Annotated in this window: 16 protein-coding genes; 8 read left to right on the forward strand and 8 right to left on the reverse strand. The window is 44.8% G+C overall.

The window, feature by feature from the left end; genetic code table 11:
- Positions 1-214 precede the first annotated feature (214 nt).
- Together mdh and QVC79_RS13580 are read right to left on the reverse strand one after the other, a co-directional pair.
- Positions 215-1,150 carry a malate dehydrogenase gene (gene mdh / locus QVC79_RS13575; protein WP_027202820.1) on the reverse strand — a complete coding sequence of 312 codons (936 nt, stop codon included), beginning with the start codon at positions 1,148-1,150 and terminating at the stop codon, positions 215-217.
- Positions 1,151-1,347: 197 nt separating this feature from the next.
- Entirely contained in the window at positions 1,348-2,763 is a 1,416-nt protein-coding gene (locus tag QVC79_RS13580; protein ID WP_270592500.1) for an MATE family efflux transporter, read from the reverse strand.
- Positions 2,764-2,859: 96 nt separating this feature from the next.
- On the opposite strand from QVC79_RS13580, the gene QVC79_RS13585 reads away from it, so the two are divergent.
- Entirely contained in the window at positions 2,860-3,831 is a 972-nt protein-coding gene (locus QVC79_RS13585; RefSeq protein WP_124316729.1) for a D-alanine--D-alanine ligase, read from the forward strand.
- Positions 3,832-3,847: 16 nt separating this feature from the next.
- Complete coding sequence (locus tag QVC79_RS13590) at positions 3,848-4,372, forward strand: hypothetical protein (RefSeq protein WP_124316730.1); 525 nt, start codon at positions 3,848-3,850, stop codon at positions 4,370-4,372.
- A 123-nt stretch (positions 4,373-4,495) separates the two neighbouring features.
- Here the strand turns inward: QVC79_RS13590 and mnmA are convergent, their stop codons facing one another.
- The 6 genes from mnmA to QVC79_RS13620 are packed head-to-tail and all read right to left on the reverse strand — an operon-like array spanning position 4,496 to position 10,255.
- Positions 4,496-5,626, reverse strand: coding sequence for a tRNA 2-thiouridine(34) synthase MnmA (mnmA, locus tag QVC79_RS13595; RefSeq protein ID WP_270592502.1), 1,131 nt, complete (start codon positions 5,624-5,626; stop codon positions 4,496-4,498).
- Positions 5,627-5,636: 10 nt separating this feature from the next.
- Positions 5,637-6,395: a tRNA (guanosine(46)-N7)-methyltransferase TrmB gene (gene trmB / locus QVC79_RS13600; protein WP_270592505.1), complete on the reverse strand. Its 759-nt coding sequence runs from the start codon at positions 6,393-6,395 to the stop codon at positions 5,637-5,639.
- On the reverse strand, positions 6,382-6,861 hold the full coding sequence (locus QVC79_RS13605; RefSeq protein ID WP_270592507.1) for a gliding motility lipoprotein GldH: 480 nt from the start codon (positions 6,859-6,861) through the stop codon (positions 6,382-6,384). The genes trmB and QVC79_RS13605 overlap by 14 nt, the downstream gene beginning before the upstream one ends.
- 14 nt (positions 6,862-6,875) lie before the next feature.
- Positions 6,876-7,496 (reverse strand): NUDIX hydrolase, encoded by a 621-nt coding sequence (locus QVC79_RS13610; protein ID WP_124316733.1) that lies wholly within the window; start codon positions 7,494-7,496, stop codon positions 6,876-6,878.
- A 49-nt stretch (positions 7,497-7,545) separates the two neighbouring features.
- Complete coding sequence (locus tag QVC79_RS13615) at positions 7,546-9,306, reverse strand: gamma-glutamyl-gamma-aminobutyrate hydrolase family protein (RefSeq protein ID WP_270592511.1); 1,761 nt, start codon at positions 9,304-9,306, stop codon at positions 7,546-7,548.
- A 58-nt stretch (positions 9,307-9,364) separates the two neighbouring features.
- On the reverse strand, positions 9,365-10,255 hold the full coding sequence (locus QVC79_RS13620; RefSeq protein WP_270592515.1) for a S66 peptidase family protein: 891 nt from the start codon (positions 10,253-10,255) through the stop codon (positions 9,365-9,367).
- 91 nt (positions 10,256-10,346) lie between these two features.
- Between QVC79_RS13620 and metG the strand changes: the two genes are divergently transcribed.
- From metG to QVC79_RS13650, 6 genes are all read left to right on the forward strand, one after another.
- On the forward strand, positions 10,347-12,377 hold the full coding sequence (gene metG, locus QVC79_RS13625; RefSeq protein WP_270592517.1) for a methionine--tRNA ligase: 2,031 nt from the start codon (positions 10,347-10,349) through the stop codon (positions 12,375-12,377).
- A gap of 437 nt (positions 12,378-12,814) precedes the next feature.
- Positions 12,815-13,054 (forward strand): hypothetical protein, encoded by a 240-nt coding sequence (locus QVC79_RS13630; RefSeq protein WP_087420982.1) that lies wholly within the window; start codon positions 12,815-12,817, stop codon positions 13,052-13,054.
- A gap of 184 nt (positions 13,055-13,238) precedes the next feature.
- On the forward strand, positions 13,239-13,820 hold the full coding sequence (locus tag QVC79_RS13635; RefSeq protein WP_167513902.1) for an RNA polymerase sigma-70 factor: 582 nt from the start codon (positions 13,239-13,241) through the stop codon (positions 13,818-13,820).
- A gap of 361 nt (positions 13,821-14,181) precedes the next feature.
- On the forward strand, positions 14,182-15,345 hold the full coding sequence (locus QVC79_RS13640) for a FecR family protein (RefSeq protein WP_270592520.1): 1,164 nt from the start codon (positions 14,182-14,184) through the stop codon (positions 15,343-15,345).
- 143 nt (positions 15,346-15,488) lie between these two features.
- Positions 15,489-18,713: a SusC/RagA family TonB-linked outer membrane protein gene (locus QVC79_RS13645; protein WP_270592522.1), complete on the forward strand. Its 3,225-nt coding sequence runs from the start codon at positions 15,489-15,491 to the stop codon at positions 18,711-18,713.
- Between the two features lie 23 nt (positions 18,714-18,736).
- Positions 18,737-20,185, forward strand: a complete 1,449-nt coding sequence (locus QVC79_RS13650) for a RagB/SusD family nutrient uptake outer membrane protein (RefSeq protein ID WP_270592527.1) — start codon at positions 18,737-18,739, stop codon at positions 20,183-20,185.
- Positions 20,186-20,197: the final 12 nt, after the last annotated feature.

Consider the following 20,197-nt stretch of genomic DNA (forward strand, 5'->3'; position numbering starts at 1 on the left):
ATAATGGGGAAGGGCGATGAAAGGGTGATGAAAGGGCGATGAAAGGAAGGTAGGAGATCTAAACGGTAGTATTACCATTTATTTACGGTTAGATTGCTTGGAATAGATGATATGTCATGAAAGGATTTTTTCACAACAAGGAAGATTAAAATAAAAACCGTCCCGGCGCCCCGGAACGGTTTTTTAAAGAATGATCGTGAAGTACTATTGTTAGTTAAAATAATTTCATGTTGTCAAGTACATCCATTACTGATCTAACAGCTTTAGCTGATTGAGCCAATAATTCTTGTTCGTCCTTGTCAAGTTTTACCTCGATAATTTTCTCGATACCATTCTTACCCAAGATTACCGGAACTCCTAAATAGATGTTGTTCATTCCGTATTCGCCATTCAACAAAGCGCAAACCGGGAATACTCTTCTGTGGTTGCACACGATTGCCTCAACCATTTGAGCGGCTGCTGCACCGGGAGCGTACCATGCTGAAGTACCCATCAATTTAACTAGTTCGCCACCGCCAACTTTCGTTCTTTCGATGATAGCGTTCAACGTGTCATGGTCAATCAAGTCAGTTACAGGAATACCTGAAACCGTGGTGTATCTTGGGAGCGGAACCATCGTGTCCCCGTGTCCACCTAATAACAAGGCTTGAATATCTTTCGGGGAAACATTCAATGCTTCAGCTAGGAATGCTCTGTAACGGGCGGTATCCAAAATACCGGCCATACCGAATACACGACTTGAATCGACTTTGGCAGTCAAGTAAGCGCAGTAGCACATTACGTCAAGCGGGTTAGACACGATAATAATCTTGGCATTCGGAGAATGTTTGATAATATTTTCAGTAACTGATTTTACAATACCGGCGTTTGTTGCGATTAAGTCATCACGGCTCATACCCGGTTTACGGGGAAGACCTGAAGTGATTACCACAACTTCTGAATTATTGGTAGCCTCGTAATCGTTAGTTACACCTTTGATACGGGTGTCATAAAGATTGATCGGGGCGGTTTGCCACATATCCAATGATTTACCTTCTGCAACGCCTTCTTTAATGTCCAGAAGAACAACTTCATTCACGATGTCCTTTTCAGCGATGCAGTTCGCGCAAGTTGCACCAACGTTTCCTGCTCCTACAACTGTTACTTTCATTTCTGTAATTTTTTTATTGTTATACGTTTCTTAAATGGCTATTTGTTGCTTTTTAACGCCGTCAAATGTAAGCCTTATTTTTTACATCAACAATCTTTATGCCGAAAAATTACAGAATTTTTTCTGTAATAATTTCATGTCGTTTTGACACGAAAAGAACGAGATTCTTATTGAATTCCGGTTTATACTTTCAATTTTCAATTAAATTGCTGCCAAAGACGACTTGCCACGGCGTGCATTTTTCCTAGGATTCCAGTGGGTTTGTAGCGTCCACTTAGTAGGCGTTTTTGAAATGATTGATACCAGATAGCCAGCACGATGCCCTTCATCACGCTGGAGATCGAGATGCTCCACCAGATGCCGTTTAGGCCGAGCGAGGGGAAGGTAACCAAGTAATAGGCCAACGGGATTCTGGCTCCCGTGAGGATGATTCCCACGATGGCGGGCGGGGTGGTACGTCCGCAACCGTTGAAAGCCCCGGCGGTGACCTGTTCGATGGCTGAGAATATTTGGGAAATAGCGAGAATTTTCAGGTATGCACTTCCTGCAACAAGTGTCTGCGGTTCGTTGATAAACACGCTGAATATTTCTTTGCTGAAAAACAGAAAGGCGAGACAAGCGATCAAGGCGATTCCCCCGGCGAGTTTCAACGTGTAATGGTATCCCAAGCGTATGCGGTCCAAGTTGCGGGCTCCGAAGTTTTGTCCAGTAAAAGCTGCCAACGCGGTGGAAAAACCGGCGGCGGTCATCCACGTGATCGCCTCTATCTGGGCGCCCACGCTTTGCACGGCAACCCCGATATGTCCCCATTGGGCCGCCACGGTGGCCAGAGTCAAGGAGAACATGGCGAATAAAGCACTTTGCATGCTTACGGGTAAACCGAGCGAGACGACGCGTTTCACGAACCGGGCTCTTAGCCGGGTGACAAAGTAGAGTTTTCCGATGGATGAATTACGGAAATAAAGGTTATAAATGAAGATGGAAAACACGACTAACTGGGAGAAGGTCGTGGCAATGGCTGCCCCTGCCGTTCCCATTGCGGGAACAAAACTGTACCCGTATATTAATAGCGGATCAAGAATGATGTTGAATATTAATCCGGTGGCGACAATCTTCAACGGGGTTTTACTGTTTCCTTGCCCATTATATAGCCCGCTATAAGTGTTGTTATTGAACGTGAAGAACAGTCCGGGCGTGATCAGGCGCATGTACATGATGGACAGCTCCGAGATATTCTCTTCCAAGTGAAACAACCCGACCAGCATGGGAGCCGCGATATAAATAAAACAAGCGTAACCCAAGGCAATGATGGATGACAACATGGTCGATTGGTTGGCGTATGCCCGGGCCCTTTTGCTTGCCCGAGCCCCCAAGGATTGGGAGATCGTGACCTCTGCCCCGACTTTACTAATGAATGATAAAGCGTTACCTAACCACGTGAAGAATCCGGCGACACCGACTGCGGCCACGCTTTCGCTACCTAGATGTCCCAGCCAGATCATGTCGGTCATGCTGTATGCCATTTGAACGAAAGAGGCCGTGATAAGGGGAATTGCCATACTCCAAATTCCCTTGCTGATGCTGCCTTGTGTCAGGTCGTTTATCTTTGTCATATCCTTGTGTTATTGAGGCTTGCAAAAATATAAACTTTTTGTCATCTCCTATTCTCTTTTTTGTATTTTTGTTGTGTTATAAAAGATGAATTCAAAATGAAAAATATTGCCATTATCGCTGGTGGAAATTCCTCAGAATATGAGGTTTCCATGAAATCTGGGAAGAATATATATGATGAGGTTGATGAAACTAGGTACAATAAATATCTTGTTGTTCTGAAAGAACGGGATTGGCACGTGGAGATCGGGGAGGAAAAATACCCCGTGGATAAGAATGATTTTTCGTTTACTCGGAACGGGGAGAAGATCTTGTTTGATTTTGCCTATATCACGATACATGGTGTTCCGGGGGAGAACGGGTTGTTGCAGGGGTATTTGGATATGATGGGTGTACCTTACGGGTGCTGTAACGTGTTGGCCTCTGCCTTGACTTTCGATAAACACACGTGTAATACTTATTTGAAGAGTTACGGGGTAAACGTGGCTGATTCCGTGATGTTGATTCGGGGAATGGCATACGATGTGAACGAGATTATCAACGAGGTAGGGTTACCTTGCTTCGTGAAACCGAATGCCGAAGGTTCCAGTTTCGGGGTGACGAAAGTAAAGGAGGCTGCCCAGTTGGAAGATGCCTTGAAAAAGGCTTTTGCTCTCTGTCGGGAAGTGTTGATCGAGACATTTATCGACGGGACGGAACTGACTTGCGGGGTCGTGAAGGCCGGGGATATGGATATTACCATGCCGATTGCCGAGGTGGTTCCGAAGAACGAGTTTTTTGATTTCGAGGCAAAATATGATCCTACGAAGTCGGATGAAATTATCCCGGCTCGCATCTCGCCCGAACTGACTAACCGGATCAAGACATTGTCTTCGATGATTTACGATATATTAAGATGTGAAGGGATTATTCGGGTGGATTATATCGTGCGGGAGGACGAGATTTTTATGTTGGAGGTGAACACTACGCCGGGAATGACTTCCAATAGTTTCGTGCCGAAGATGGTGCGTGCCATGGGAGGAACGTTGCGGGAGGTATTGACGAAGATTATAGATAACAAGTTAAACTGATAAATTTAAATTACAAATGAGACGAATTGTTACCACGTTAATGGCTGCCTGCCTACTATTTTTTGTCGCTTGTTCGGATGAGGGGGATGATGTTACTATATATAATGGTGATACATTCACGTCTGATTACAAGGCGAATCAAATGTATTCCACCCTTTCATTATATGAAAGTATTGCCCGTCAGCCGGAAATGGCAAAAGAGTTGATACAAGCTACGGCAAAATTAGCTCAGTATGACACGATTACTGCTATCACTCCATTGGATAAAGAGGCGGAAGTGGAACGGGGAACGGCTCGGGGAAAATGTCTATCAGCTTGCTTTTCCGCTATTGCCCGCCAACCGGAAGCGTATGATAATATTGTCTGGGCTGCCGAGAAGTTTCTAGGGACAACAGAGATAAAATCGATGTCCGAGAAAATATTGAAATATTCCCGTTTATACGCTTTGGAAGGGGTGACGGAGTCTTTAGCTCGTCAGCCGGAAATCATGGACGTGTTTGATTCTTTTTCTATGAAGTTCTTGGGTACCGGAATAAAATAATCCCACTTTCACTTCGCGAGTATGGGTAAGGGATTTTGTACCCGCGATTAGGTTGAGGGATTATAATACATTAGGCTGGAAGAAGAGAGTTCGATTTTCTTTTTCCAGCTTAAATTTTTGTATTCAGATAATGATTCCTCCCCCCACGACGTCGATCCCTTCATATAGAACCGCACTTTGCCCCGGGGTGATCGAATCCATTCCTTCGTGAAATTCTACTCGGAGTAAGTCATTTTCGTGATAGACGGAAGCTTGCGCTCCCCGGTTTCGATAACGAATTTTGGCGTTTACTTCGAAGCCATCGGGTAGGGAAGCGTACTTCATTAGGTTAATATCCTTTGCCCGGAACGTCTTTCCTTGTAGTTCTTCCCGGGTTCCCAGCACGACCTCATTGCTTTCCGGTCGAATATCGACCACGAACATGGGATGCCCTAGGGCAATGCCAAGTCCTTTGCGTTGTCCGATCGTGTAGTTGGGGAAGCCCCGGTGTTCTCCCAAGCGTTTGCCGGAAGTGTCAACAAACAATCCGGGACCGTATTTCTCTGTAAAGTTTTCCACGTTCTCTGCGAGGAAGGTACGGTAATCATTATCCGGGATGAAACAGATTTCCTGACTCTCGCTTTTCTTGGAGAGTTTCTCGTATCCTTTCTCCAAGGCAATTTGTCGTACTTCAGGTTTTGTTAATTCCCCCAGTGGAAAGATCGTGCGAGCAAGATTTTCTTGGGTTAACGTCCAGAGAAAATAAGTCTGGTCTTTGGTCTCATCCACTCCTTTGCGCAGAAAATAACGTCCGTCCTGTTGACCGATGCGGGCATAGTGTCCCGTGGCAATATAATCACAGTCTAGCTCGTCGGCCATGGCAATCAATTTTCCCCACTTGATCGTGGAATTACAGAGTACGCAAGGATTGGGCGTGTGCCCTTGCAAGTATTCATCGATGAAATTCCGAATCACCAGATCATTAAAATCTTTCCGAATATCGAGAATATGATGTTCAAATCCCATTTGCTGGGCCATGTGTTTAGCCTCGAAAATGGCGTTCACGCTGCAACACCCCTTTTCTTTCTCCATGCAGGCTTGGGAGATTTGATCGTATACCCGATAAGTAACTCCTACCAGCTCGTACCCTTGGTCTTGTAACAACATGGCTGCCACCGTGCTATCAATTCCACCGCTCATCGCCATTAATACCCGGGGAGAATTCGCCTTCGGCGAGTTACAAATTGGCAGGTTACAGGTTACAGGTTCTTTCATTTTTTCATTTTCAATTTTCAACTTTCAATTGTCTCGTCATGAATTGTGTTTCACTGTGATAATCATCCTTTTCAATGTCGATTTCAGGTTCCATGAGTTGGGACGATCCGGCCAATGAAAATTGGATATATTTAATGGTTTTACCTCGTGACAGCCACTGCCGTTCATAAAAAGTCTTGATACCTAAAATCTTATCATCCACTCCAACCCCGTAAAGATCATCCGTGTTGACGTTCACGGGGAGGTGGTTCACCTTGACCAGTTCTGCCGTGTATTGATAGAGGAAAGGGCTGTCTGTTTTCAAATGGATAAGGCCGTCTTCCTTCAGGAATTTTCGGTACAAGGAGAGAAAACGGGTTCCCGTGAGTCGTTTGCGGGCTTTTGCCATTTGAGGGTCGGGAAAGGTAATCCAAATTTCGGAAACTTCTCCGGGTGCGAAAATAGATTCCAGTTCTTCCGCGTGAGTACGCAGGAAAACGACGTTTTTCATTCCTTTTTCTTTCGCGGCTTTCGCCCCTGTCCACATTCGGGCTCCTTTGATGTCAAGCCCGATAAAGTTCTTTTCGGGATAGAGTTCGCCTAATCCCACGGAGTACTCCCCTTTACCGCATCCCACTTCTAAAACGATCGGGTGATCATTGCCGAAAACTTGTTCTCCCCATTTTCCCTTTAACTTGTAATCCGTGCGGAATACTTCTTCATGGGTGGGCTGGAACACGTTTTCCAAGGTTTCCATTTCGGCAAATTTCGCCAGTTTATTCTTCGCCATAATAAGTTGTGGATTTTATTTTAATTCCTATGTTTTTAATCCCTTTCAGTTGTTTATCTTTCATCCGGTGTTTGATTTCCATGGTATAAATACCCGTGGAGTCAAAATGGAAAATCCGGTCAATCGGTTGTACGACTGTTTTTAGTCCCGTGAGTCCTTGGCCGACCCACCTGCCGTTATTGTCTACAATAATAATGTCTGAATTCTCTTTATCCACTTCTGCTCCTTGATGTCGGATGATCAAGTAGCAACTGATATTTCTTTGTTTGTAGTCAGTAGAGTGACGGATGCAGGTGCTGACATGATAACTGCCGGGTTGCGTGATGTTGAATTCGAATTTGTAATTGCTGTCTCGTTCCCATGTTTCGCTGCCAAGTGTTTTGTATTTTTCCTGTGTGGTGGAAAAATTACAAGCCATGCAGCCGAGTAACAGGAAGAGAATGTATATACAAAATTTGTTCTTCATCTTGCGTTCAGTCGTTATTGTTCGTTTTTTACCATGGCTTCCAGTTCCGCGATCATCATGGCCGTGGCTCCCCAGATGAAATTTTCTCCGATCTTGTAACCCGGGGCTATGATTTTTTGTTCCTGCCGGTACAATACCTGACTTGTTTTATTCTTGTCGTCCAGTAAGTCTTTTAACGGAATGATGATCACTTTTTCTACTTCATTTTTCGAGAGTACAAAATTAGGCATTTCCGGGATAGTTCCAACAAAGGGCGTTATATTAAAGTTACTTAATGGAATATACACGTCACTTAATTTTCCGATAACCGTGACCTCCTTGGGGGGTACCCCAATCTCTTCTTCACATTCCCGTAATGCCGTGTTTAGGCTATTCCCGTCTCCCGGTTCACTTTTACCACCGGGTAAGGCCATTTGTCCCCCATGATATTTCCCTGCATTTGTTCTTTTGATGAAAGGTATCGCCAAGTCTCCTTGGTAGGGAACAAGGAGCATCATAACGGCACTGCTAATGGGATGACCTTGATGGATTCCCTCTTTCCCTTCCACGTATTTCGGCTGGGGAGACATCCGTTCTTGTGCTGTTTCACCGGGTAGTTTGTGTATAAATTTCTGGTGTAACGTTTCGATCGTCATGGTTTAAAATGTGAAATTTAGCATGAGCTGAAAATTGCAAGCTTGTATTTTAATTTTGCACGGTATTCAATACTCTCAATAAATTATCTCCCCATAATTTATGCAGTTCTTCGGCGGTGTACCCTTGTCGGAGAAGTTCAACCGTGAGGTTGATCACTTCATTGGCAGCTCGGCAACCGGTTAGCTTTTCGGTGTCGTCACCGTCAAAGTCCGTGCCGATACCCACATGGTCAATGCCGACAAGTCGCACGATATGATTGATATGTGTCACGGCGTCCAGAATCGTCGGGTTGGGTTGTTTGCTTAGGAACCAGTTATAGAGGCATACCTGCACCACTCCACCTTTAGCCGCTATCGCTCTGATCTGATCATCCGTGAGGTTTCTTGGGTGATCGCATAAAGCTCGTGCGGAAGAGTGGGATGCGATGATGGGTGCCGTGCTGAGTTCCAGAACATCCTGCACTGTTTTTGCGCTGGTATGCGAGATGTCGATGATGATACCGAGACGGTTCATCTCTTTCACGACTTCCCGACCGAACGGGCTCAATCCGTCATGTTCCGGCTCACCCTTGGCGGAATCACAAATATCATTGCTCCCGTTATGGCATAACGTGATGTACGTGATCCCCATGTCTTTGAACATGGAAAGATTGTTGAGGTCTTTGCCGATGGCATACCCGTTTTCGATGGCAAGGAAGATGGCTTTCTTCCCGGCATTTTTCAAGTAGATCAAATCATCCACGTTATAGGCAATGCCTACTCGGCTTTCGTTGAGTTTTACCTGTTCGGAAATCTGGTAAAAGATATCCACGGCTTTTTGCGTGGCAGCTTGCAGGGATTCATCATCCCGGGCATCTTGATGAAGATAGGCTACCATGAAAACGGCATCTTCTCGTCCTTCCTGCATTTTGGGGAGATCGACTTTGACATCCTCGTGACGTTCCCCGAAATTGAATCCTTCGGTGAATTTCATCGGGGTGTCACAATGGGAATCCACGATAAGACTGTTTCGATGAATCTCTTTGGCTTTCTTAAACAAGGTTGCCTCGTCCACAAAATAATGAAATAACTTCATCATTTGCTCATCCGGGCGAACGGCCATTTTCTCCGGGTGCCATTGCACGCTGAATACGCAGTGCCCGGGCATCCCTTCCATGGCCTCCACGATCCCGTCGGGAGAGGTGGCACTTACCCGGAATCCGGGAGCCACGTCTTTGACTGCTTGATGGTGGTATGAATTCACGATCAAGGAGTCTGTTCCGAGAACAGAATGGAGTACGGTGTTTTTGACAACGTTTACCGTGTGGGAACCGAATTCCCGGCTGATGGACTGGCTGTGTTTCAGTAGTTGCTGTTCATGCTGGGAATAGATGTCCTGGTAGTTTGTCCCCCCGAAAGCCATGTTAATGATCTGGTGTCCGCGGCAGATTCCGAAGATGGGGATTTGTCGGTCGGCAGCCAGTTTTACCAGCGTGAAATCGAATTGATCTCTGGCGGCATCAATACTTCCGAGCGGGGGGAGAGGCTCCTCGTTTCCGTACAGCGGATTAATATCCCCACCTCCGGTAAGCATCAATCCATCGAGCGTTTCGATGGTCTTCCGGAGCGTTTCGATGTCGTTATGCACGGGAAGTAGCACGGGTATTGCGCCCGCTTGCAGGATCGAAATCACGTACGAGTGTTCGATACACGAGTTCCCGTTTTCGAAATTGGCAGAAATGCCGATCAAGGGCAAATCGTGTTGTGACTGGCGATGGTCAATCGCCCGGTATAGGGTGTCCAGCTTTGCCGGATAAACAATATTATTCATTGCAATGTAAATTAAAAATAGAGTTACCAATAAAATTTTGTGCATGGCTTGTACGTGATCAGGGGAAATGTAGTTCCGCTCCTTTTGGGTGAACGATTAATTCTACGTTTGCTCCCAGGATCAGGGGAAAATTGTCGCGCACGTGTCCGGCCGGAAGACCGAAACACACGGGATACGTGTAATCTTCCACGGCGTCATGAATCAGTTTATACACTTCTGCTTTAAATTCCGGGGTCGATTCTTTTCCGAATTCCCCGACTACCAATCCGGCCAGATGTTGGAATTTCCCGGCGTATTTCATACATTTCACGTTCCGGTCAATTTCGTACAGATCGTTAGACGGGTCCTCGATGAAAAGGATCGTCCCTCTCGTGTTCCGTTCGATGCAAGTGTCATGCAAGTTATGCACCCATTGCAACATTCCACCGATCATTTCGGTTTCCACGATTCCCGGTCGGTTGAACGGGTGTGCAGGGATGGCGTACGAGGAAATGATCCCGAAAAGGAAATTCCGTAATTGCGTGACCACTTCCGGGGAAGTTGTGTTGTAATCAGAAGGCATGAAGGCGTGTAAACTCTCGATTCCGAGGGAATGGAGTTTGGCGTGTAACACCGTGATGTCGTTCATCCCGATCACCCATTTGGGGTTTCCTTGAAATATGGAATAATCCGCCTCTTGTACGATACGTAACATCCCGTAATCTCCCGCCATGCACCAGATGGCCCGGATGTCCTCGGCGTCAAGGGCTGTTTGTAAATCATGTAATCGTTCTTCATCCGTGCCTGCCAATCTCCCGTGTCGGGAAAGAACGTGTTGTCCGGGTACAGGCACTAACTCCCAAGAGGTCAGGAGTGAACAGGCCGCATCCAGCTGTTCTTTTGTTGCAACGCCAGAGGGTGAAATTAAAGCCACCTTATCTCCCGGCTGCAGGTATATAGGTCGTAACATAAAAGTTGAAGTTTTGTTATTATAGTACGAAGGTAACTAATATTTTTCTAACTTTGCGCCACTAGAGTTCAAAAGTTTATAAACTGGATATATGAGTAAGTTCAAGAGAAATTTGATTACCACGGCTTTGCCCTACGCGAATGGACCCGTGCATATCGGACACTTGGCGGGGGTATACGTGCCTGCCGATATTTACGTGAGGTATCTGAGGAAGAAAGGTGAGGATGTGGCATTTATCGGTGGATCGGACGAACACGGGGTGCCGATCACGATCAAGGCTCAAAAAGAGGGTGTGACCCCGCAGGATATTGTCGATCGTTATCACAAGATCATCAAGGATTCTTTCGAGGAATTGGGTATTTCGTTTGATATATATTCCCGGACAAGTTCGAAGACGCATCACGAGTTATCTTCCGCTTTTTTCAAGAAGCTGTATGACGAGGGAAAATTTATCGAAAAGACCTCGATGCAGTTCTACGACGAAAAGGCAGGGCAATTTTTGGCAGACCGTTATATCGTGGGGAAATGTCCTCATTGCGGTAACGAACGGGCATACGGGGATCAGTGTGAGGCTTGTGGAACTAGCTTGAACGCTACCGATTTGATTGACCCGGTGTCTGCGATCACGGGAAACAAACCGGAACTGAAAGAAACAAAACACTGGTATCTGCCTTTGGATCAGTATGAAGGTTGGTTGAAAGAGTGGATTTTGGAAGAGCATAAAGAGTGGAAACCGAATGTTTACGGGCAATGTAAATCTTGGTTGGACAACGGTTTGCAACCTCGTGCGGTGACCCGTGACTTGGATTGGGGTGTACCCGTTCCAATCGAGGGAGCCGAGGGAAAAGTGCTTTACGTGTGGTTTGATGCCCCGATCGGGTATATCTCTGCCACGAAAGACCTGACTCCGGAATGGGAAAAATACTGGAAAGACCCGGAAACCCGGATGATTCATTTTATCGGGAAGGATAACATTGTTTTCCATTGTATTATTTTCCCGGCAATGTTGAAAGCCGATGGTTCTTATATATTACCGGATAATGTGCCGGCCAACGAGTTCTTGAATTTGGAAGGAGATAAAATTTCCACATCCCGGAACTGGGCGGTATGGTTGCACGAGTATCTCGTGGAGTTCCCCGGTAAACAGGACGTGTTACGCTACGTGTTGACGGCAAACGCTCCCGAGACGAAAGATAATGACTTTACTTGGAAAGATTTCCAAACTCGGAATAACAGCGAATTGGTGGCTATCTACGGGAACTTCATTAACCGTACGTTGGTGTTGACACAAAAGTATTTTGCCAACCGGGTACCGGAACGGGGCGAGTTGACGGATTACGATAAAGAAGTCTTGGCTGAAATTCCGCAAATCGTGGAACGTGTTGAGAAGAGTCTGGAGACCTTCCATTTTCGCGACGCGTTGAAAGAGGCGATGAATCTGGCTCGTTTGGGTAATAAATACTTGGCAGATACCGAACCTTGGAAAGTGATCAAGACGGACGAGGGACGGGTGAAGACGATTCTGAATATCTGTTTACAGATTTCTGCCAACCTTTCCACGTTGATGGAACCGTTCATGCCATTCTCTTCTCAGAAATTACGTGAGTTCATGAATATTGACGTGATTGATTGGGCTAAAATGGGTGATGGCGTGATTCCTGCCGGGCATGAATTGGGAGAGGCCGGATTGTTGTTCGAGAAGATCGAGGATGCGACGATACAGGCTCAAATTGATAAATTGTTGGCTACCAAGAAGGCAAACGAGATGGCTTCCGTGAAGGCCGCCCCTGCCAAGGAGAATATCCAGTACGAGGATTTCATGAAGATGGATATTCGGGTAGGTAAGATCATCGCTGCCGAGAAAGTGGCTAAGACTAAGAAGTTGATGAAATTAACCGTGGACACGGGAATTGACGAACGTACGATTGTTTCGGGTATTGCCGAGCATTACACGCTGGAGGAGGTGATCGGGCGTCAAGTCAGCGTGTTGGTTAACTTGGAACCGAAACCGTTAAAAGGTATTGTGTCACAAGGAATGATCTTGATGGCCGAGAATGCCGATGGAACGCTTTCCTTTGTTTCTCCGGATAAAGAGGTGAAACCGGGATCGGAAGTTCGATAAAGACTATTTATGCGGGATAACCCGATAAAATCATTACGGAATGTAGCGAATGGGACTGAAATGACCTTCGTTACATTCTTTTTTATGCCTGTTTTTATAAATATCAGCATAAAATCAAGATTCCCCGATAAATCGTTTCCCTTAAAAAATTGAGGTTTTAGGGGGTGAATTATGATTTCGTTAACGCTCTGTTGTGAGCATGAAATACCCTTTAACTCCTTGGATAGACGGGGAAAGCCGCTTTGGTTAATTATTATAAAAGAGAGGATTATCTTTTTTAAGCCTAACATATATTTAACCTTATGACAACTAAAGTATAACTTGGATAATTTTCCCGGTAGGGGGAAGTGTCGTACTTTTGTATTGTTGAAAGATAACAACAACGAAATAAAGAGAGTGATTAAAAATAGTTGTCTAATTTTTAAATATAAAATAAAATGATGAAGTATATTATAATAGTATTCGTGGCTGTAATTACAGTGTTTATCGGTGGACGTAGTTTAAACCAAGCTAAAGCTGAAAAAATCGTATGTGCTTATGCCGATCAAGAGAATGTAGAAAACACTACCGCGGTTGCTCCGGTGCAGAAAGTAGCAAGTCAAGACACGATCTTCGGACCGGTTAGTCTTCCCGAAGTGAAGGTAAATGTAAAAAGAAAAGTAAGCCAAGTTATTTAAGATAAGGTTATCTATTGAGAATAAGTAAAGAGAAGAGAGCTGTCTGCCGAATGGAAGACGGCTCTTTTTGATATTTGAAGTATTTATTTTGATTTGATAAAATAATACTTATTTTTGTAAACGCTTCTATTTATCGGAAGTTTTGATAGGAACGTGCGATAAGCAAATTAAGCATAGGGATTTGATGTATAATATTGATATTCAGTCACCGGAATTTGTGAAATGTCTGGAACGGGGGGAGCGGGAGGCTTTTCAGCGATTGTTCGAGATGTATCATAAGGCGCTATGCTTTTTTGCGACTCGTATAGTGCGGGATAGTTTGGAGGCGGAAGACATCGTGCAGGATGTTTTTCTCGCTTTCTGGAGAATGGATCGGGGTGGCTTCCCTAATTTGAAAACAGTAAAAACTTTTCTGTATAATAGTGTGCAGCATCGGTGTCTGAATTATCTCCGGGATTTGGAGATTCGGGACCGGAATTATCGAAATCTGAAACGGGAAGAGTTGGATGAAGACTATTTTCTTTGTCAACAGATCCGGGCAGAAGTGGTGGCGGAACTTTTTGGGGCAATTGACGAGCTACCGGATAAGTGCAAGGAAATTTTTAAACGTTCTTACGTGGATGGACAGGAGGATAAGAAGATTGCCGAAGAATTGGATATATCGTTGAATACTATCAAAACACAGAAACAACGGGCAAAGTCTTATTTACGGGGTAGATTAGGTGATTTGTTCGTTTATGCAGGGATGTTTTTTCCTGGTTTGTAATGAAGGTCTTTTCGTAATGATTCCTCTTTTGCCGGGGATGATCTTATCTTAATTATGGGAATTACTAGGCTGTTACTAGACTGTTGGGCGACAGTTAGGCGCTGTCGCCGCATACTCGCCCCATTATAGCCCGATGATAGCCGCCATTTTAACAAACAATAAATAAAAATAACTCGAACAGAACTTCTGTTTTGGCATACGATAACGAATTTTCTCGCAAGTAAGAAGGTGTCTTCATGCATTTATTGTTACAGGGAATCATTAGAGGTTATGTGGTATTACGTGTACGTGATGATATTTTTTTCATACTCTTGTCACCTATTTGTCGATCGAGTGTGTTTAAGGTGTAAAATTCAGGTATATGAAAGTTACAAAAGACATACATGAGTTGATCCTGGCTTATTTACGGGAGGATATTTCGGAAGAGGAAATGAGCCGTCTTCGGGTGTGGTTGGATGAAAACGAGCGGCATCAGAGGTTATTGGAAGAGTTGTGGGATAAGGATGTTTTGCAACGGGAGATCGGGGAGTACGCATCGTTTGACACGTCCCGGCGGTGGGAACAGTTGAAGGAGGTGATGGAAAAACCGGTTCGGAAGGGACGTTCTTTGTTGAAAGTGTGGGGAGCGGTGGCTGCCGTGGTGGTGGCTTTCGTGGGAGGACTGATTTATTGGCAAATGGCCGGTTCGTCTCAACCGGAAACGAAACAAGTCGCTGTTGCCCGGATAGAACAGGGTGGAACACGGGCCGTGCTGATAACAGGGACGGGGAAACACGTGGTGTTACAGGGATTGAAAGATACCTGTTTAAATATAACGGGGATGGAGACCTTGAATATTGGCGAGGACGGTAGTTTGAAGTATTCTTTATCTGCACTTTCGAGTATGCCGGAATGGCACACGTTACGAATTCCGAAGGGAGGGGAGTACAAAATCGTGCTGGATGATGGCACTGAAATCTGGTTAAATAGTGCGTCCGAGTTGAAATATCCCGCTCACTTTGTCGGTAACGAGCGGCGGGTGCAGTTGACCGGGGAGGCGTATTTTCAAGTGGCACGGAACGAGGCGGCCCCGTTTATCGTGGAGACTCGGGATATGGACGTGAAGGTGTTAGGGACTTCTTTTAACGTGTCGATATATGAGGATGAGGGAAGTTGTCATGCGACGTTAGTCGAGGGGCGGGTTGAAGTGAACGATAAGGTGAATGGAGAAAAGGTTGTGTTAACACCCGGGAAACAAGCGCTATTGCAGGGGAAAGAGATGACCGTCCGGGAAGTAAATACCAAGTTATATACCTTGTGGCGACTGGATCGATTTACTTTTGCCAGCGAGGATATGGAAGGGGTGATTCGGAAGTTATCCCGTTGGTACAACGTGGAATTCTTCTTCTCGAATCCTTCGATGAAACAAAAACGATTCACGGGGTCATTACCGAAATATGCGGATATATGTCAGGTGTTGAAGATGATCGAGATGACCACGGATATAAAATTCGAGATAAAGGAACATACAATCATGATACAATAAAAATACAGGAAATGCAGCGAACATTTCCTGTATAAGCTGAAAAATTGATTCTAGTACAAACAATTTAGCCTTACAAAGTTATGAAAAAAAAACCAAATGTAAGGACAGGGGAAAGGTCTGTCCTAAAAAAAATCTGTACGGTTATGAAACTCTGTCTTTTTCTATTACTAATTACTATTTATTCAGTGTCCGCTAAAAGCGTGGCACAGAATGTCAGGTTATCTATGGAGAAGAAATCGGAAAGCTTGGTAAAAGTTTTAAATGAACTGGGAGAGAAGTCCGGTTATGAATTCTTTTACAATGATGACGAGGTGACCGGGGTGAACGTGTCGGTTTCCGTGAAGAACGCGACGGTGACCGAAATATTGGAGCGCGTGTTGAAAGGAACTTCATTGGTTTATCACATCGTGGATAACGTGATTGTGATTTCTCCTAAAACTGAAGACCAACGTCCGGTGGTATGGAAAATCACCGGAATTGTGAAGGATGAGGTGGGGATGCCTTTACCGGGGGTGACTGTTGCATTGAAAGGAACGACAATCGGAACGGCTACTGATGCGGATGGAAAGTTCAAGTTTGAATTCTCGAGGAGGGATAGCGTGGTTCTAGTATTTTCTTTCGTGGGGATGAAAACTCAAGAGCGGGAAATTAAAGGTGTGGAGACGAAGGATTTGGTTATCGTGATGAAACCGGATGTGGATGAATTGGAGGAGGTGATTATTACCGGATTCGGAACGAAGTCAAAAAATAGTTACACGGGTGCGGCCACGACGGTAAAGCGGGAACAGTTGTTGAGCGTGGGGACGAAAAATTTGTTGCAGAGTTTGGCAGCTTTTGTACCGGGTATGCAGATTGTTACGAATAATGAGATGGGATCGGACCCGAACACGAGGCCGGAAATTTTGATCCGTGGGAGGAGTAGTTTTGAGGGGTCATCCAATGTCCCGACTTTTATCGTGGATGGGGCGGAAGTTGATCTGGACTATGTTTTTGATATGGATATTAATGACGTGGAGAACGTGACCGTTTTGAAAGATGCCTCAGCTTCTGCCTTGTATGGGGCCAAGGCGGCAAAAGGGGTTGTTGTTATCACGACAAAACCTTTGAGAGCGGGGAAAATGAGGGTGTCATACAACGGGACGTTTCGGGTTTCTATGCCGGATTTAAGTGATTATGATTTGTTGAATGCCGGGGAAAAACTGGAATACGAAAAAAGGGCTAAATTGTACGTGGGGACAAGTAGTAATCAATATCAACTGGATGAGTTGTATAATGAGAAATTTTTGCGGGTACGGGAAGGTGTAAATACAGACTGGATTTCCAAACCTTTACGTAATTCGTTGTCACATAATCATTCCATTAATGCTGCCGGGGGTGACGATTATATACGTTATAGCTTGACTGCCCGATATGGGACGGAGCAAGGGGTGATGAAAGAATCTAAGCGGGATCGGTATTCCTTGGGGTTCAAGCTCTCGTATAATAAACAGGATAAAGTGTTTGTGTCGAACACGACAACCATTACGTCCGTGAATAATGAAGAGTCTCCTTATGGTACATTTGGCGAATACGTGAAATTGAATCCTTATGATCCGGTGTATCTGGCTGATGGTTCGTTGAACCGGACGTTGAGTTACGACACGCCTAATCCCTTGTACGAGGCATCGTTGGGAAGTTATAATAAAGGAGAACAATTCTATTTGAATACTATTTTAGATTTGAAAGTGGAGGTGTTGCCGGACTTTCGGGTGGAAGGTTCATTTTCTTTAAACAAGGCAAAGAACGATACGGAAATTTTCCGTTCCCCGGAATCGAATGATTTTAGAGGGAAAACTGCCGCTGAATCGGGAAAAATCAGTATTTCTAACACGAAAAGCGTGGATTATCAGGGGAGATTGATGTTATCGTATAATCGAATGTTCGGGACGGGTACGTTGTTAAGCGTAATTGGAGGTGGAACGATTCAATCCACCGAGAGTAATGCTAATTCGTATGTCGGCGTTGGGATTTTTTCGGATAAACTGGCACATCCGGCTTTTAGCACAAAGTATCCGGAAGGAGAAAAACCGGGTGGCTCGCAGGATATTTCCCGCACGATGGGAGCGTTTATGAACGCGAACATAATTTACGATGACCGTTATTTTTTAGATGCCTCTATTCGTTACGAAGGAGATTCAAAATTTGGGGAGGATCAGCGTTATGCTCCATTCTGGAGTGTCGGAGCGGGGTGGAATATTCATAAAGAGAAGTTCATGCATTCTTCATCTACGGATCGGTTGAAATTGAGAGCCAGTGTCGGGTACACCGGGAATGCCTCTTTTGCTCCTTATCAGGCGATGACGACTTACCAGTATAAAGGGGAGTTGGATTACGGGAAAGGTATTGGTGCGGTGCCAATGGCTATTGGAAACCCGGAGTTGAAATGGGAGCGGGCATTGAATTATAATGTGGGGATTGATGTTGTCTTTTTTCGTAATCGCTTGGATATGACCGTGGATTATTATAACAAGATCACGGATAATTTGTTACTTGACGTGACGAAAGCCCCTTCTATCGGGATGCCTACCGCTAAGGAGAATATGGGAAAATTGGCCAATTCGGGTATCGAGTTACAGGCGAGGGTCGTTGTCGTAACGAATAAGGAATGGAACTGGTCGTTGTCGGTCACGATGCAACATAATAAGAATAAGATAAAGAAGATCAGTAATTCTTTGAAAATATTGAATGATTCTTTGAATACTCAAACGTCACGGATGCCACCGCCAATCTACGAGGAAGGACATTCTATCAGTGCAGTGAAGGCTGTCAAGTCAGGAGGTATCGATCCGGCTACCGGACGGGAGATTTTTATTGACAAGGAAGGGAACCCGACTTTCGTGTATGACTATTGGGATAAGCGGGTGTACGGGGATTCCGATCCTGATTTGTCGGGAGTTTTTGCCACTTATTTGACTTTCAAGGGTTTCTCTTTAAACATGATGTTTGATTATTCTTTGGGTGCGACGATTTATAACCAGACTTTGGTGACTCGGGTGGAGGGGGCGGATCCTCAATATAACGCTGATAAACGGGTGTTTTATAGTCGTTGGAGTCAAGTGGGGGATCACGCAAAGTACAAGGATATTGCCGACAAAAGTATTCCTGATGTCACGAGTCGTTTTATCCGGGATGAATATTTCCTGAACATGAAGAGTTTGAGTTTATCATACGATTTTATGCCGGATTTGTGTCGAAAATTGTATTTGAATCGTTTACGGGTGGAATTTTTGATGAATGATATATTCCGGGTGTCCACGATTAAACAGGAACGGGGACTTGATTATCCTTTTGCGAGAAGTTTCGAGTTCTCTATAAGTGCTGCATTTTAAAAGAATGAATTAAAACGAAAGTTATGAGAAGAGAAAATATACAATCTAAGTTGCTGTTCGGGCTTTGTGTACTGGTAGGTCTGTGTGGGTGCAATAGTTTTCTGGATGTACAGCCTAAGGGTACGGTTGAACAAGGCAAACAGTTCAAGGACGTGCAGGGGTATCGAGACGCCATGTATGGCATTTATGCCTCGATGGCACAAACAAGCCTGTACGGGAAAGCGATGAGTTACGGTTTTATTGATCAGGTGGGACAATTGTTTTACGATCCTTATAATGGTATGACGGGTGTTTATGCGGCCACGAATTTTAAATACACGGATCAGGCTATTTCCGAAACGGTGGATGGGATTTGGTCTAAGGCGTATGAATGTATCATGTACGTGAATAATGTGATCGAGAACGTGGAGAAAGAAGATGTTGCCAAAGATCCGGATTACACGGTTATTCGGGGGGAGGCGTATGCTTTGCGTGCTTTCTTGCATTTTGATCTTATGCGTTTGTTTTGTGATAATATAAAGATAAATTCCGGGGCAGGCGGGATTCCTTATTCTTATTCGTTTGACTTGGAGAACAAGCGGATATACACGTTGAAGGAATGCTACGATAATGTGCTGGCTGATTTGACCGAGGCCCAGAAGATTCTGGTTAACGATAAATTGGTAAAGGATTCTTTAGCGACTTCCGTGTACCGGGGGACACGTTACCAGCATTGTAACCAATATGCCGTGTGGGCTTTGAAAGCGCGTGTTTTCCATTACAAGGGAGATTTGGACAGTGCGGCATATTACGCGGGAAAAGTTATTGCCCATCCGGAGTTCAGGTTAACGGATTCGAAAGTTTTTGCTAGTGTGAAAAGGTATGGAGCCAATAGAGAATTAATTTGGGGTCTCTATTCCAGCTTATTGTACACTCCTTATAACGATCTGTTTTTAAAAGGTTCGCTAGGATCAGGCAGTGTCGTGCGGGTTCGAGAGGGAATGCGTTCGATTTATGAGGTGGGGAGTTTTGAGGCGGATAGTAAGGATATGCGTTACACGGAGTTTTTCACGGAAGACGAGTCGATTTCCCAGCAATACGCTTTTACCCGATTACTAAAAAAGGAGGAACAGGCATATAATTTTCAAGGGGTATGTCTGGTTCGTCTTCCCGAGATGTATTATATTCTGGCTGAGGCAACTTACTCGCAAGATAAGGAGAAGGCTTTGCGTTACCTGAACGATGTCCGGAATAGTCGGGGGTTGAAAGATCTGGAGAGTTCTAGGTTTTCGACACAAGATGCGTTCAACAAAGAGTTACTCGTGGAGCGTTGCCGTGAGTTCTGGGGGGAAGGACAAGTATTCTTTTCTTATAAACGGGATAATTGTAGTTTTATGAATGCGGCTAATGATAGAGAGATTCTTCCATCTACTGATGTGTTTGTTTTGCCTTGGCCGAAGAGTGAACAGGAATTTGGAGGTACTAACAAGTAAATTTGTATAAAG

Origin of the sequence: Butyricimonas sp. (assembly GCF_019423355.1) — a bacterium.
GTDB classification, from domain to species: domain Bacteria; phylum Bacteroidota; class Bacteroidia; order Bacteroidales; family Marinifilaceae; genus Butyricimonas; species Butyricimonas faecihominis.

Coding starts and splice junctions, on each gene's coding strand:
- QVC79_RS13610 (WP_124316733.1), bottom strand. CDS start 7,496: ATGACGATCGAAACGTTACACCAGAAATTTATACACAAACTACCCGGT.
- QVC79_RS13650 (WP_270592527.1), top strand. CDS start 18,737: ATGAGAAGAGAAAATATACAATCTAAGTTGCTGTTCGGGCTTTGTGTA.
- QVC79_RS13645 (WP_270592522.1), top strand. CDS start 15,489: ATGAAACTCTGTCTTTTTCTATTACTAATTACTATTTATTCAGTGTCC.
- QVC79_RS13640 (WP_270592520.1), top strand. CDS start 14,182: ATGAAAGTTACAAAAGACATACATGAGTTGATCCTGGCTTATTTACGG.
- mdh (WP_027202820.1), bottom strand. CDS start 1,150: ATGAAAGTAACAGTTGTAGGAGCAGGAAACGTTGGTGCAACTTGCGCG.
- trmB (WP_270592505.1), bottom strand. CDS start 6,395: ATGGCGAAGAATAAACTGGCGAAATTTGCCGAAATGGAAACCTTGGAA.
- QVC79_RS13635 (WP_167513902.1), top strand. CDS start 13,239: ATGTATAATATTGATATTCAGTCACCGGAATTTGTGAAATGTCTGGAA.
- metG (WP_270592517.1), top strand. CDS start 10,347: ATGAGTAAGTTCAAGAGAAATTTGATTACCACGGCTTTGCCCTACGCG.
- QVC79_RS13590 (WP_124316730.1), top strand. CDS start 3,848: ATGAGACGAATTGTTACCACGTTAATGGCTGCCTGCCTACTATTTTTT.
- QVC79_RS13630 (WP_087420982.1), top strand. CDS start 12,815: ATGATGAAGTATATTATAATAGTATTCGTGGCTGTAATTACAGTGTTT.
- QVC79_RS13580 (WP_270592500.1), bottom strand. CDS start 2,763: ATGACAAAGATAAACGACCTGACACAAGGCAGCATCAGCAAGGGAATT.
- QVC79_RS13620 (WP_270592515.1), bottom strand. CDS start 10,255: ATGTTACGACCTATATACCTGCAGCCGGGAGATAAGGTGGCTTTAATT.
- QVC79_RS13605 (WP_270592507.1), bottom strand. CDS start 6,861: ATGAAGAACAAATTTTGTATATACATTCTCTTCCTGTTACTCGGCTGC.
- QVC79_RS13585 (WP_124316729.1), top strand. CDS start 2,860: ATGAAAAATATTGCCATTATCGCTGGTGGAAATTCCTCAGAATATGAG.
- mnmA (WP_270592502.1), bottom strand. CDS start 5,626: ATGAAAGAACCTGTAACCTGTAACCTGCCAATTTGTAACTCGCCGAAG.
- QVC79_RS13615 (WP_270592511.1), bottom strand. CDS start 9,306: ATGAATAATATTGTTTATCCGGCAAAGCTGGACACCCTATACCGGGCG.